Below are 16,461 nucleotides of genomic sequence, written 5' to 3'. Positions count from 1 at the left end.
TTTATTTAATATGAATGACCGTAACTGGTATATGCTGTTGAGGAAAACGAAGCTAAATAAAAATTCTGACACCCCGCTACCTGTTACCCGCTAAAGACTACAGGAATATGTGGCAAGGGTTCATCACCCCGATTGTAAATTAGCGCTTATTAAAAAACACATGCCCGACCAGAACAACAAAGACACAGCCCGGCCAGTTGGATATAAGCTATACCTCAAAATGGTTCTTCAACATTCAGATATACCCAAACGAACCATTGTCTTCTATACTGTACTATCCGGCATTGTCAACGCTGTATTACTATCCGTCCTGAATGCCGCCGCCAATTCGGCCGGCGAAGGTGAGGTACAGGTGAAATACCTCCTGCTCTTTGCCATCGCACTGACCGTGTTTTATATTACCAAAAGATATATCCTCCGGAAATCTGTTACGATCGTAGAAAACGCAGTATATAGCCTCCGTCTCCGTATACTGGAGAAATTAAGACACTGTGAACTGTCGCCCATGGAGTCCATCGGTAAAGATGAGATCTTCACACGTGTATCCAACGACACCAATTTCATTTCACAATCGGCCGCCGTCATCATCAATGCTTTCCAGGCCCTGGTACTGGTGACCTTCGCGCTCATCTATATTGGCTTCCTGTCACTCACTGCCTTTATTGCCACCATTCTGATCCTGGTAGTGGCCATCTCCTACTTCCTCCGGAGACAAAATGAGATCAACCAGGAACTGAGGGCAGCCAACAAAAATGAATCTGCCTTTTATGATCATATCGAAAACCTCATTGAAGGCTTTAAGGAAATAAAGATCAACCACCTGAAAAATGAGCAGCTGTTTGCCGACGTGAAAAAGACGGCCGACTACGGGAAGGAAGTCAAGACCAGCAGCGGACTACGTTTCGCCGTAGGATATATGTTCTCCGAAATGGTCTTTTACCTCCTGCTGGCGTCTATCATTTTCCTGCTCCCGCAGTTCCAGACACTATATACCGGTACGCTTACCCGCCTTACCGCCTCTATCCTGTTTGTGATAGGGCCCCTTGAAAATATCGTTACCACCATTCCCCTGTTTGCCAAGGCTATCCAGGCTACACAGAACATCGATCACCTGGAAAGGAAGATCTCCGCTTTCGCTGAAAACGAGACGCCTAAGTCCTATCCGCCACTGCCACCATTTGAAGAGATAAAACTGGAGAACGTGGTATACGATTATATGGACGAAGACAGGCAGTCTTCCTTCACTTTAGGCCCCATCAACTTCACATTGAAAAAAGGATCGCTTAACTGCATCATCGGTGGCAACGGAAGTGGAAAGTCAACCTTCCTGAAAGTACTGACCAATCTCTATCATCCGGCATCCGGCCGTATCCTGGTGAACGGAACAGAGCTCCGGAACTTCAACAAGGAGGATTACAGGTTCTGGTTCTCCACCATCTTTACCGATTTCCATTTGTTCCCAAAAATATACGGCATTCCCAACCTCAATGCCGATAAGGTGAATGAGTACATCAACCTGATGGGACTATCTCATAAAACACATTTCAACGGAACGAACTTCAGCAATGTAAGATTGTCTACCGGCCAGCGTAAAAGACTGGCGCTGATCTGCACATTGCTGGAAGATAAGCCTATTATGATACTTGATGAGGTGACGGCCGACCAGGACCCCGGTTTCAAGAAATTCTTCTATACTGAAATACTACCCTCCTTCCGTCTGAAAGGGAAAACTATCATCATGGTTTCTCACGATGACAAGTACACCGAACAGTTCGACAGGGTGATAGAAATGGAATATGGTAAGATCATCTCTCAATAACGCACTATTATGCAGCAGCCCTTTATTCAATTCCCGGACATACATACCGCCCTTCTCAATCGTACAGACCTTGCAGAAAGAAAGATCATTTTCGTTAAAGGGATCGCTGAAGAAGATACCCTGACCCATGAGCAACTGATCCATGCTGCCAAAGGCCTGCTGGGGCATTTTACGCAGCATGGCGTCAGCAAAGGAGATGAATTACTGATACAGACAGACGATAATAAGAAATTCGTCATTGCTTTTCTCGCGTGTATACTGGGAGGTATTATTGCCGTACCGCTGGCCACCGGTACGCAGGACGAGCATAAACAGAAGATCCGGAACGCATGGCGCATCATGAAGCGCCCTTTCCTCTTTGCAGACAATGAAAGCCGCTCAAGGCTGGAACAGTTCTTTACTGGCAGCGACGCACAATGGTGGCAGGATATTCAACCCTTTATAATACAGTGGACAGCAGATATTAAGCCCGCTGATATCAGCCATGCCGGCTCACCTCATGATGTTGCCTATTTGCAATTCTCTTCCGGTTCTACGGGGCTACCCAAGGGCATCATGATCACCCATATGAATGTGCTGAGCAATGTAGCTGCCATTGCAAAAAGCGCCGACATGAAGACCGGAGAAACCGGTGTATCATGGCTACCGCTTACGCACGATATGGGTCTGGTGGGTTGCCTGTTGAAGTCCCTACTCGTGGGATTCAACCTTGTACTGATCCCCACCGCACTGTTCATCAGGCATCCTATGATATGGATGCACAAAGTAGATCAGCACCGGGGGAATATCGGTTATTCCCCGAACTTTGGTTACAAATATTTCCTGCAGGACTTTGAAAGTAAAAAGCAGGAAGTAATGTGGGACCTCAGTTGCCTGCGATCCATCTACAACGGCGCTGAAAGTATCTCCTATCCCCTCATAACACAATTCATTACAGCACTCAAACCATACAATATCAGCAGTGAGGTGATGCTGCCTGCTTATGGTATGGCAGAAGCCACCTTAATGGCCTCTTTCCATCCCTCCTGTACGCCGGTCATAACCCTTACCGTGAACAGGTTAAGCCTGCAACAGGAAGGGACTGTTGAATTCGTACCCGAAGGATCGCCACAGGCTATTACGCTGGTATCCTGCGGGCAGGCATCCCAATATGTGGAGCTCAGGATCGTGGATAAGCGCGACCAGCCACTCGAAGAGGGCAGAACAGGTAACATCCAGTTAAAAGGGCGGAGCATTACCCCCGGTTATTATCAGCTGGATGATAAGGACACCTTCACTGCAGACGGCTGGCTGAAAACCGGGGACACCGGTTTTATTCATGAAGGCAATTTGTATATCGCAGGCCGTGAGAAAGAGATGATCATCATCAATGGCCTGAACTATTATCCCTACGACCTGGAACGAGTGCTGGAAGCGGAAGACGGGAAACTCTTCGCGCTCACCAAAACAGCGGCAGCCTCCGTCCCTGATAACGATAATGGTGAAGAACTGATCATCTTCGTGCAGTACAGGGGCGCTGAACAACAGTTCGGCCCTATTGCAGAACAGGTCAGGAAGGCCATCATGAAACATTTTGGCCTTGTAGTGAAGGCAGTAGTGCCGGTAAGCCGCATGCCGAAAACAACCAGTGGTAAACTGCAAAGAAGAAAACTGGCAGCGGAATATCTTTCCGGGAGAGCGCCCGCTGAAAATAAAATATCACAATATGGCACCTACATACAACTGATACAGCAGGAAATTGCCACCTTATTTGGCATTGCCGATATACAGACAGATGTACCGCTCACCGATCTGGGATTCGACTCCCTGAAAGGCACGGAACTGATCAACAGGATCAATCATATCACACAATTGAATTTAAGCCCTACCGTCGTATTTGAATATCCAACCATTCACCGGCTGGCAGAACACCTGGCCACGGTAAAACAACAGGAAAAACATGTTGTAAGCCCGCAGGCGGCATTCGGGCCGGTAGCCATTATTGGTATGGCTGGCAAGTTCCCGGGCGGTGCCAATGATCCGGAAAAGTTGTGGGAACTGCTGATCAAAGGTATCGACCCGGTGACTGCCGTACCGGTAGAAAGGTGGCAGATGCCGGATGGCAACAAGGCATTTGCCGCAGGTAGTTTTGTAGATCACCCCGAACTGTTTGATGCGGGTTTCTTTGGCATTTCACCAAAAGAAGCAGCTGCCCTGGACCCGCAGCAACGCATGCTGCTGGAAACGGCTTTCCTTGCCCTGCAGGATGCAGGCTATCCGCTTCCGGCCATCCGGCACACAGATACCGGTGTGTTCCTCGGGCTGAGCCACAGCGACTATATGCGGGCGCATATCTGTTCTGACGACATGGAAGCGATTGATCCCTATTCCCTGACAGGAACCATCACCAGTACAGCGGCGGGCAGGCTGTCCTATTTCTTTGATCTGGGCGGCCCGGCAATGGTGATCAATACCGCCTGCTCTTCCTCACTGGTAGCTATTCATTATGCATGTAAGAGTTTGCAGTCGGGCGACTGCTCCATGGCTATTGCCGGTGGCGTCAACCTCATGCTGGCCCCTGAACCAACGGTAGCACTGACAAGGATACAGGCTTTATCGCCCGATGGCAGGTGTAAGACCTTTGACGCTGCCGCAGATGGTTATGGCCGCGGAGAAGGTTGCGCCCTCATTGTTTTGAAACCATTGGCCAGCGCCATAGAGAACGGAGATGCTATACTGGGCGTTATACGCAGTTCCGCCATTAACCAGGATGGAAAAAGCAACGGCCTCACGGCGCCTAACGGACTGGCCCAACAGCGGTTGCTGGGCAAAGCCATCCAGATGGCAGGTATTGCACCGGAAGAAGTAGATTACGTGGAGGCACATGGCACCGGCACCTCCCTCGGCGATCCGCTGGAGCTGGAAGCACTACAACAGGCTTACCATACCACCAACAGGCAACAGGCATTATTAACCGGTAGCCTCAAATCCAATATAGGCCATCTCGAATCTGCCGCCGGTATCGCCGGACTAATAAAGATACTTTTATCTTTCCGTCACCAGCAGATCCCCGCCAATCTCCATTTTCATAATCCCAATCCGCTGGTTCCATGGGAAACAGCTAAAATAAAAGTCGTAGACAAACCAGTCAGCTGGCCTGCAGATAAAAGAAGGCTTGCCGGTATCAGTTCATTTGGTTTCAGTGGCACGAATGCACATGCCATCATCGAAGCGCCTGCATTTAACAGGTATATATCACCCGATAAAGGTTGTTATGCCTGTACACTATCCGCCCATTCCATTCCCGCACTGAAGGAAATGGTACATGAGCTGCAGCGTTATGCATCCGCCACAACAGACGCCATCGGCGACATTACGTACAACATCAACAGGAGGAATAACCTGCTGCCTTATCACTGGCACTGTATAGCAAACAGTAAGGAAAGCCTTGTGGCATCCCTGGCTAAGTTCACCGAAGAACAGGCGGTATACTGTAAACAGCTCAAACATACCATCGGTTTCCAGTTCACCGGACAGGGCTCGCAATACACCGGCATGGGAAAAGAGCTCTATGAATATTATCCCGTCTTCCGCCAGGCCATAGATGAATGCAGTCAGTTGTATGCGAAGTATAATAACGGCAGCTCATTGTCAGATATAATTTTCAAAGAAGACCCTGATAAGAAGATCGATCAGACACGCTTTACCCAGCCAGCCCTCTTCTGCCTGTCTTATGCGCTGTCTGTATTGTACAGGAGTTTCGGCGTCACTCCGGCCATCGTAATGGGGCACAGCATAGGAGAGTTCACCGCGGCAGTGGTAGCGGGGTCACTCACGCCGGAAGACGCCATTATGCTGATCAGCGACAGGGCCAGGCTGATGCAGGAACTGCCCGCAGGCACCGGCATGATGTCGCTGAATGTTTCAGAATCAAAAGCCAGGGAACTGATAACAAGTCTCGGACTGGACCTGTATATCGCCTGTGTGAATGCGCCACAGCAAACCGTTGTATCGGGAAAGGCGGACCAGTTGCAATTATTAAAGAACAACCCGGGGGATGTTTCCGCTTCACCGCTGAATGTCTCGCATGCATTCCATTCTCCTTTAATGGAACCCGCAGCGGCAGCGTTGATGCAGACAAGCGCAAAGATCAGGAAAGGTCAGGCAGCAATTCCCATCATTTCCAATATTACCGGGCTTGTGCTGACAGAAGCGCAGCAGCAAGACCCTGCCTACTGGTCGAAACATATGTTACAGGCCGTGCGGTATAACGATTCTATACATGCCTTACAACAATCAGGCTGTACGATATGCCTGGAATTAGGCCCCCAACCAGTGTTGACCAACATGGTCAGCAATCTGCAGCTGCCCTCCATGGAAGCCATTCCTTCCTTAAGAAGAGGCAGATCTGCCCTTGCGCAGTTCCTGGAAAGCCTTGCTATCCTGCAAAGAAATGGCATACAGGTAGACTGGAAACAAGGGGAAAGCGGCTATCAGCTGCAGCACCTGGCAATGGCGCCATATCCCTTCCAGCGAAGGAAATACTGGATGCCGCTGTTTGTAGCAGGACAAGGCAAACAAATTGCCCATACAGCTGTCATTGACAATACTATTCCTGAACTTGTATATAAGAAGATCGAACCTGCAGCTGCGCCAGCCGCCGACATACACCTGATCGTCTATGATCAGCAGCAGGAAGTGGCCAAACGATGGCAGCAACAACTGCGCCCCGCCGGCAAAGCCGCAGCCATTGCTCATATCAGCGCAATACCTGAATTAGGTCAGAATATGACGATCTGTTATATCGCTAACCTTTTTGATGCAGGCACCTCCAGTATTGACCAGCAGGAGCTCTTACATATTGTGGCGCTGACCGCGAAGATCCGGCTGGCTTCCTGTGAAAGATTTATCATTGTCACCAACAATGTACACCAGCATCATGCAGTTGCCAACCTGCAGAGCAGTATGCTGTGGGGATTCTTTATTTCCCTGAAACACGAACTTGAACATGTAGCATTGCAAATTGCAGATGTCAGCGCCAGCGAATATGATCCCGCGCTGGCGCTGCTCAGCCAACAGCTGCCTTCTTCCGGATTACAATTTGTGATCAGGGATGGCCAGTGGTTCATGCCTGTCCTGGAAGAGCAGCCTCTCATTCAAAAAACAAAATCCCTGTCCATTCGGCCAGACAGTACCTACCTCGTGACCGGCGGCTTTGGCAGCCTGGGAACGCTGGTCGTGCAATGGCTGATACAGAAAGGCGCCCGGCATATTGTGATCACCGGCAGAGGGCCTTTAAGAGAGACGCTCTCCTCCCAATGGGAACAGCAGGGCTGCCGCATTACCTATCTCAGGATGAACACCGGTGGATCTTTACAACAACACCTGGCCGCTGCTGGTATTGCCAGCATCAAAGGCATCATTCACACCGCCGGCGCCATCAACGATAAACTGCTGGTATCGCATACTGCGGAAAGCTTTGCTTCCATATTTGAAGGCAAAGTGCAGCATGCCTGGGAACTGCATCGGTTAAGTCAGCAATGGCAGCCGGACTTCTTTGTATTGTTCTCCTCCACCGTATCCCTGACGGGCAACGCCGGACAAACGAATTATGGCGCTGCCAACTACCTGCTGAATACACTGGCCCAGCTGCGCAAAGCGCAACAGCTACCGTGTATCAGCATTTGCTGGGGGCCCTGGAAGCATTCCGGTATGGCGGCAGCCCTGGCCGCCCGCTTTGAAGAGTTGGGCGTACGGCCTTTTGAAAGCGGGGAAGGCATCAGGCTGATGGAATCACTGCTCAATGCAAACGGCGCGGTGTATGCCGCTTTACATATTACCCCCGGACAGGCATTTCCAGGCTGGTTACAACCTTATCTCCCTACCGGATGGTATAAGACCCCATCAGAAGAAGATGCTACCCTGAAAACGGCTGTATTGCCCGAAGATGAAGAAAGCATGCTGGAACTGGTGAAAGGACTTGCCAAAGATGTATTGGGACTGGCGCCCGATGAAACGCTGGTAACAGACAGGCCCTATTTTGAAACAGGCTTTGATTCCATGATGCTCAACACACTCAAAAATAAGCTGGTGGCCGTCACCGGTATTCCCATTCCCATATCCCACTTCTTCCAGTATCCGACTATCACGGCATTGTCCCGCTGCCTTTTTTCAGCAAGCCATAAAACTGCCCCGGATCCGGAAGAACTGCTGATCGCTGAGATCAGCCTGATCTCTGACGACGAAATCGCAAACATCCTAAATGAATATAAAGTGTAATGGAAACATACTACATCGGTCTTTCAAATACATTCCACGACTCTTCTATTGCCATCATGAACAGTCAGGGAGAGGTCCTGTTCGCAGAAGCGACAGAAAGGAAATTGCAATACAAACGGGGCCTGAGCTGCCCTGCAGACAATTTTGACATTGGCCGGACACTGAAAAAGTACTGTAAGAAAGGCGCTTCATTTGTTGTGGCTACTTCCTGGAGCCAGGATTACCTGCAGTTCCTTGACAGGCTGGAAAGACTGGGATTCTTTTCGGAGAAAAGCCTGACGAATCCCCTGCTGCAGTTACCTTCCCGGTATATCTTTTCCAAAGCATCCATTTACACCATCCTCAAACTGCAGCACCAGTACCAGAAGAATGCAGGCACCGGCATCTTACTGGCCTTACAGCAACACTTCCCTGAAAGCCGGGTAAGCTTCCGGAGCTATTCCCACCACCTGGCCCATGCAGCTTATGCCTGTTATACCAGCCCCTACGAAAATGCCGCCTGTGCTGTTATAGACGGATATGGAGAAGGCGGCTCTATTTCCATTTACCATTATGCGGATGACAAACTGAAGGAAGTCCGGCTGCACAAAGGACCGCAAAGCCTGGGCTGGCTGTATGAAATGATCACTACCCTCTGCGGCTTTGACTGGTTCACAGGTGAAGAATGGAAAGTAATGGGATTGGCGCCTTATGGTAAGATCATCCCCGGGGCATATCAGCTCATTAAGGAGTTGTGCCGCTATGAAAACCTGCGACTGCATTATCCTCCTGTAGAACGGATCATCGCGATACTGAAGGAGCTGGAAGCATTTAAAAGGACGCCCGACAGCGACCCCTGGACGGCGGCCGACCTGGCCTATACAGGACAGACCTGTTTTGCGGAACTCACCACGGCTATGCTGAAAGATGTGGAAGCGCTGAAGCTCTCTCCTAATCTCGTCATTGGTGGTGGCTGTGGATTGAATTCCTCCTTTAACGGAACGGTGACCTCCACCACTGGTTTCAGTAAACTATTCGTTCCTTCCGCCCCGGCAGACGACGGCAATTCCATCGGCGCTGCCATGCTGGCCCTGAAAGAAGACAATCCCGCCCTCAAACTGGGCAGCAGATCCTTCTTCACGCCATACCTGGGTTCCTCCATCCAGGAAGAAGCCATCAAACGCATGCTGCAATTGGGAAAGGTCAGCAATATCCGCCACCTGCCACTCAGCATACATAAGGAAACAGCGGCCAAACTGGCCGAGGGAAAACTGGTGGCCTGGGTACAGGGAAGAGCAGAATTCGGTCCGCGCTCGCTGGGCAACCGCAGCATCCTGGCCGATCCAAGGCCCCAGGACATGAAGAACAAGATCAATTCCATGGTGAAATTCCGGGAAGAATTCCGCCCCTTTGCGCCGTCTATCTTACATGAGTTTGGCGACACTTATTTTGAGAACTATGAGGAGACACCCTATATGGAGCGCACGCTCATTTTCAGGAAGGAAGTGAAGAGTAAAGTGCCCGCGGTAGTTCATGCCAATCATACCGGGCGACTACAAACAGTAAAAAAGGAATGGAATGCTTCTTACTATAAACTGATCAAATCGTTCTACGATATTACAGGCATCCCCATTGTACTCAATACCAGTTTGAATATAATGGGGAAACCGATCCTGCATTCACTGGAAGACGCCATCGGGATGTTCTACACTACAGGCCTGGACGTGCTGGTAGTGAATGACTATATGATAGAGAAACAAAGCTAAGGGAATATTTCATGAAGGATCTCCGTGTATACCTGCAAGTTTTGCGACAGGTGTTCTCGGTCAAGCATGGATACATGGGGACCTTTCCCTTTATACACTACTACCCTGCCTTTCGTCACCGCCTCCCATGCAGACCAGCGATCCGCATTGTTGCTGTTCTCTTCTGAGCTGATATAAAAGATATCGGCATCTACCATACCCCTGTCTTCCAGCTGATGTATAAACCTGGTAGAAGCCTCAATACGGCGACGCATTACATCTGCCATTTCCGGAGAACTGATCACCGCTTTTGCTCTCGGATCGTCCAGGTAATCTGCAGCGATCTGCCTGATCATCGCTTCTTCCAATGGTTCGGCTGCCAGGAAACGTCTTGAATCGAGGAACACCAGCGCCTTTACACTTCTTCCGGCTTTTTCCAGCGCCTGCGCTACATGGTAACCCAGGCTTCCCCCGGCAGAGAATCCACAGAAGACAAGCGGTCCCGTAGCCTGTAGTTGCTGCACGATGGCCGCCATCTTTGCAATGGTATCTTCTTCTATAAAGTTGATACCGATGACCCGGTAGCCTTCCAGCAGTTCCGCCAGTTTACCGAAACCTATGGCATAACCAACTGCAGGCGGGAAGAAGAACAATGTCTTATCCGCAGGCCCCTCTTTCAATACCACATAGTCTGCCTCCACCTGCTGATCCATACCCGCCATATATTGCCGGATGCAGGCTGCAAAGTCTTTCAACACGGGGTCATGATACAACTGTATCACGGGCAGCTTTACATTGAATTTCGCCTGTACAGCGCTGATAATGCGGAAAGACACCAGGCTGTGCCCACCACATTCAAAAAAGTTATCCTGCGGCGAAACAGGCTGTCCCAGTTCCCTGCTCCATAGCCATATGAGGTATTGTTCTATCTCATCATCACTCTCCGCAACTGCAGCAGTGACAGTCGGTGCAGGCAGCTTACGCTTGTCCACTTTACCATTGGCTGTCAATGGCAATACAGCAACCGGAATAAAATACTGCGGAATAAAATGAGCGGGAAGTGTCAAAGCCAGAAATGCACGAAGCTCCTTTACTGGCAGCGGCTCTCCTGTAAATACAATGTAGGCGGCCAGCGATGTGGCGCCTGTTACATTCACAGGGATCACGCAGGCCTGCCTGACGGCAGGATGTTCCTGTAAACGGCTGACGATCTCCCCTGGTTCTATACGGTAGCCACGTACCTTGACCTGGTCGTCTATCCTGCCCCCGAACTCCAGCACACCACCCGGCAGCCAGCGGCCGGTATCTCCGCTCCGGTACAGTTTCCCTTCATCGTTGAGGTGATGGCTGATGAACTTCTGATCTGTCAGCGCACGATTGTTGTAATACCCGGCCGATACACCGTCCCCTCCTACGCAGATCTCTCCGAAAACGCCCTCGGGGCATAATTGGAGTTGCCTGTTCATGATATATACCGAGGCGCCCGGCAATGGCGCACCGATGTAGGAACTTCCTTTTGCATTTAATATCTCCTCCTCTGTAACCTGGTGCCAGGTAACATGTACCGTTGTCTCCGTTATACCGTACAGGTTATACAAAGCCACCTGTTCATGTCCCGGGATGTCCAGCCATTTACGGAGCTTTGTAAAATCCAGCACATCGCCGCCAAATATCACCATACGCAGGTCGCCGGGCTGTATAAGGTCCAGCAGGCCATAGAATGATGAAGGCGTCTGGTTCAGGATAGTGATGCCTTTTTCTTCCAGCAGGCGGCAGAACAGACCTGCATCCCTTACCTGGTGACGGTCAGGGATATAGAGTGACCCTCCATTCACCAGGGCCCCGTACATTTCCCACACAGAAAAATCAAATGCGGCGGAATGAGCCATGATCCATTTGTCTGCAGAAGAGAATTCCAACCAGGGTTCCTGCTGCAGGAAAAGGTGTTGCAGATTGCTATGCTTCACCTGGCAGCCCTTGGGCTTACCCGTCGAACCTGAAGTATAGATCATATAGGCGATGTCATCACCACTGATGACCGGCATCTTTACCGCCAGTACAACAGGCGGTACGTCCTCCATCAGGATAAGCGGCACTCCGCTCAATGCATTTGAAAATGCACGGTTGCTGATCATCGCTTTCGCCTCACTATCCACTGCAATAAATATTTTCCTGTCTTCCGGATATTCAACATCTACAGGAACATAAGTTGCGCCGGCCTTCAGGACCGCCAGCATGGCGATAATCAATTCCACTGAGGGAGGGAGACAGATCAGCACATGGTCGCCCTTACGGATGTTGTGTTTGTTGATCAGCCATCCGGCTACCCGCTGCACCTGCAAATGCATATCGGCATAGGAAACGGACTGATGGCCGTCTTCCAGTGCTATCTTCTGCGGACAGGCAAGCGTCACCGCTTCAATGGCTGTTACGATGTTCACTGCAGGATCATAACTGCCATAGGGTTCTCCCGCTTTCAGCAGGGCCAGTCTTTCCTGTTCAGGAACAATGTCCACCTCAGTTATCCTTTTACCCGGATCATCTACCATGTGCTGCAATACCTGCACAAGACAGTCGCCCATTTTTGCAATAGCCTCATCCGTATACCTGTTCCTGTTGTACATGAAATTGACAATGGAAGATGTACCGGGGTACACCACTACCGCCAGCGGATACCCCACCTGCGCAGCACCGCTCTCTGAAACTACCGAAATATTTGTATTGGCCATGGATCTCTCCATGTTACTCAACGGGTAATTTTCAAATATCAGCACATGGTCCAGCAGGTCTTTCTTCAGTGCAGAGCAACTCTGTATTTCTGCCAGGGAAAGATATTGATGCTGCTGGATATCGAACAGGTAATTCCTTGTAAGCTCCAGCAGGGATGCAATGCTATGTCCCTCCCAGCGAATGCGGACAGGAAGTGTATTGATAAAGAGACCCAGCAGATCCTCAAAGCCCTCCATTTCATATGGCCTGCCCGACACGGTGATGCCAAATACAACATCTGTCGTATTGTTGTAATTGCCTAATAAAATACCCCAGGCCACCTGCATGAAGGTGCTGGGTGTCAGTTTTAATTTCGCGCAGAGGGCGCCTATCTGTGCGGTTAGTCCGGCAGACAGGGTGAGTGCATACTCTCCTGCATCATAGGCATCATCTGCAGCACCGGTAGCAGGGATTGTTGCCAGCGTGTCATATCCCTGCAGGTAATGGCCCCAGAATGTGCGGGAAGCCGCCAGGTCCTTTCCCTGTATCCATTCAAGATATTTCGTAAATGAAGTAGATTTTCTCCAGGTATGCACGCGCCCCATACACAAGGCCTCATAACAGGCCATTATCTGCTGTATGATCAGCTGGAAACACCAGCCGTCCATGATGATATGATGGTATGCCAGCAACAGTTGCGCCCCACCAGGCTGCAGGAATATTTTCACTTTCATCACCGGGCCGGCCGAGAGGTCAAATCCTTCCTGCAGCCATTGCTTTTTGGTAGCGGCTACATCATCGCCTTCCGTGATCTCTACATATGACGTTTTATCGTCGCTGACGGTACAATAGAAATAGTGGTCTTCGCCTGTAAAGAAGCGGAGGCGTAAGATATCAAATTGCTGTATGGCATCGTCAATTGCCTGCTTCATCAGTTCCGGCTGAAACGCTCCACTGATGTGGAAATGCCTGATGATGTAATTGGCGGCAGATGCGGGAAATACCTTGTAGTGATAATACATAGCTTCCTGCATAGGCAGCAGGCGGTAATGGCCAGCCACGGGTTTTCCAGGCCGTAAGTGGGCCGCCAATGCGCTTACGGTGGTGTAATTGAATATATCCGGCAACTGGCAATGCAGCCCTTTTTTGTTCAGCTTCGCTACTATCTGGATCGCCTTGATAGAATCGCCACCGGAAGCAAAGAAATCGCTGCCTGCATGGATATGAAGCCCCAGCACTTCCGACCATATCCCTGCAATGATACGTTCCGTTGCCGTCAGCCGGCTATCATCTGCAGGTTGCTGATCCAGGTGCTGATAGGGATCCGGGAACCGGCTCTCATCCACTTTGCCGTTGGCCGTAAGGGGCAGTTTATCCAGCCTGATAAAAAAGGCAGGGATCATATATTCAGGCAGCACTTTCAACAGCGCTTTACGCCAGGCCGCCTGGTCTATTGCATCATCAGACAGATAATAACATACCAGCTCTTCTCCGAATGAACGGGACGGCATCAGGTGGAGGTAGACTTCGTTCACTCCGGGGAATTGCAATGCCTTCCTGATCTCTCCCAGCTCTACCCTATGACCATGGATCTTCACCTGGTTGTCCTTTCTTCCTTCCAGCCAGACCGTGCCATCTCCCATCCAGCAACCAATGTCGCCGGAGTGGTACACACGCAGGGTTCTGCCATTCAGTACTATCTCCCGGAACTTTTCGCTGTTCAGTTCATCGCGGTCATAATATCCTTTTGTCACACCTTTACCGGCTATCAGTATCTCCCCTTTTTCGCCCGGTACACAAAACGCGCCAGCTTCGTTGACAATAAACACTTCATTACCGCTGACCGGTTTTCCTATTACTGGTTTAGCTGCAAAATCAGGCAGACTGACAGGCTGATATAAAGTACCGATAGTAGTTTCTGTTGGACCATAGTGGTTCACAAACTGTATATCCGGTTTTAGCGCCGCAAAACGCTGTATACCGCCTATATCTATTTTCTCGCCACCGGAAAATACCAGGCGTAAGGAGGAATCGCTTAACAAAGCGACATTTTCCGCCTGCAACATTAAATAACAGACAGAAGGCGTCAGTTTCAGGAAGCTGATCTTTTGCTCCCCGATGTAAGCGATCAGCCAGTCAGCATCCTGTCTTTTCTCTGCAGGGATGATATGGACAGCAGCACCGGTGCTCAGGCATCCCCAGAGACTTGTATAACCCAGGTCATAGGCATAAGATGCCTGTAAAATACTCTGGTCCTGCTCCGTGATCTGAAATGTCTGCCGCAGCCAGTCCGTGTAGTTCAACAGGTTGTTACCACTCACCATCACGCCTTTGGGCGCACCGGTAGTACCGGATGTATAGATCATGCAGGCTGTTTCGTTGCCGGTGAATGCCGGCGGCACAAACAGGACATCCTGCTGCTGCCAGAGCTTCCTGAACCGGATAGTCTGTACGGGGTAACCGGGGTGTTCTTCATTGACAAGCAGGCAACGTAGCGAAGCGTCTGACAGGATCTGCTGAATCCTGGCAGGCGGGTTGCCCGCGTCTATGGGCACGTAGGCAGCACCAGCTTTCATGATAGCCAGGAAAGCCACTGGCAGCCAATGATCTTCCGGCATCATAACACCCACAAAATCGCCCGCGGTAACGCCATAATGATCGGTCAGCAAAGCAGCTGCCTTATCTGAATATTCGTCCAGTTCCTGGTAGCTAAGACTTCCCGAAAGGCTACGTACGGCAGTATGCCCCGGAAACTGTAATGCAATCGCCTTACATGCGTCCACGATATGTACAAAGCGGCATTCCACTTCGACAGCCGCCCTGCAGACTTTCTCCGCAAAAGATGTGCGGAAATTAACGAGCTGCTGCTTGTTGCCCGTACGCTCAGCTAAGAGCGCGATGTACAGCTCCTGCATCTGCCGTATGTCCTCTATCCTGAAATAGCCCGGATGATACAGGAATATGACACTTATCCCCCTGTCGTCGCTGATCACCTGGCATTTCAGCTTCCGGCCCTGCAGCCATTGCAGGCCCTCAGCTGTACTGTTCTGCATCAGGTAGCCGAACTGATAGTCAAATACCTGTTCTGCAGCATGGTAGAACTGGAAAGCCTTCATATTATGAAGGATATCTGCAGCAGCCACCGCACCCTTATGTGTACAGGGTAATACCTTACTCAGTAAACCGACCGTGTCTTTCAGTTCGTCAAACTCTCTTCCGTGGCATTCTATCCCAACAAGAATGCACTCACTGTCCGTCAGCATGCGCAACATATCGAGGAAGCTGGCAAAGAAGATACTTTCCTCATCTTCAAGCCCGCCCAGGTCAGGCGGCAATATCATCGTGCTTGTTGCAACATCCTGCTGATGACCGGCGTACTTCAACTCATTACGCAATACCGGCTGCACGCCTTTATATTGTGCGCTCCAGAAGGCGGAGGCCTCTGTCAGGTCTTCACTTTCCTGCAACTGGTGTTGCCATTCTGCGTATTGCAGGTAGCCTATTTCCTCTTCCGGTGCAAGCCCTTTGTCCAGCACATCTGTGAGTTGCTGTTGCACGATATACAGGCTGCTGATGTCCGCTATCAGCGGATTGGCCAGTATGGCCACGTTTATTTCGTTATCGCCCTCTTGCAGGAAAACGCGCACCACAGGATCGCCGGTGCTCACGCGCTCCATTATTCCGGGCTGGGACCTTTCCCCGGAGAAGGATATGATCACCTCCTGTCCGGCAGATTGTAACCATTCTCCCTGCTCGCTTTCATAAACTGACAGTTTGAATGCTTCATAACAGTCCAGCAGCTGTACAACAGCATCTTCCACATCTTTCAGCGTAAAACGCCCTGGCAATGAGAAAACCAGCTTATTATAAAAAAGATCGTTCTTCGAAAGAAGCAGTGATTGTTGCTGGGACGATAGTCTGTAAGCAAACGCGGTGTTCATTGTATCTGTC

General features: G+C 50.3%; 4 protein-coding genes. 3 read left to right on the top strand and 1 reads right to left on the bottom strand.

Translation table 11 applies throughout. From position 1 onward, the window contains the following. Nucleotides 1–160 precede the first annotated feature (160 nt). From MYF79_RS16915 to MYF79_RS16905, 3 genes are read left to right on the top strand one after another with little or no spacing between them, the layout of a single operon-like run. Nucleotides 161–1,819 (top strand): cyclic peptide export ABC transporter, encoded by a 1,659-nt coding sequence (locus MYF79_RS16915; protein WP_247808833.1) that lies wholly within the window; start codon nt 161–163, stop codon nt 1,817–1,819. 9 nt (nt 1,820–1,828) lie between these two features. Further along, on the top strand, nt 1,829–8,077 hold the full coding sequence (locus MYF79_RS16910) for a type I polyketide synthase (protein WP_247808832.1): 6,249 nt from the start codon (nt 1,829–1,831) through the stop codon (nt 8,075–8,077). Further along, on the top strand, nt 8,077–9,822 hold the full coding sequence (locus MYF79_RS16905) for a carbamoyltransferase (RefSeq protein WP_247808831.1): 1,746 nt from the start codon (nt 8,077–8,079) through the stop codon (nt 9,820–9,822). Before MYF79_RS16910 ends, MYF79_RS16905 begins: the two co-directional genes overlap by 1 nt. Here the strand turns inward: MYF79_RS16905 and MYF79_RS16900 are convergent. Beyond that, nucleotides 9,819–16,451 carry a non-ribosomal peptide synthetase gene (locus tag MYF79_RS16900; RefSeq protein ID WP_247808830.1) on the bottom strand — a complete coding sequence of 2,211 codons (6,633 nt, stop codon included), beginning with the start codon at nt 16,449–16,451 and terminating at the stop codon, nt 9,819–9,821. The genes MYF79_RS16905 and MYF79_RS16900 overlap by 4 nt on opposite strands. Nucleotides 16,452–16,461: the final 10 nt, after the last annotated feature.

It is taken from the genome of Chitinophaga filiformis (assembly GCF_023100805.1).
In the GTDB taxonomy this organism is placed as follows: Bacteria; Bacteroidota; Bacteroidia; order Chitinophagales; family Chitinophagaceae; genus Chitinophaga; species Chitinophaga filiformis_B.
Note: the sequence above shows the minus strand (reverse complement) of the source record. Positions and strands in the feature narration are given on the sequence as shown.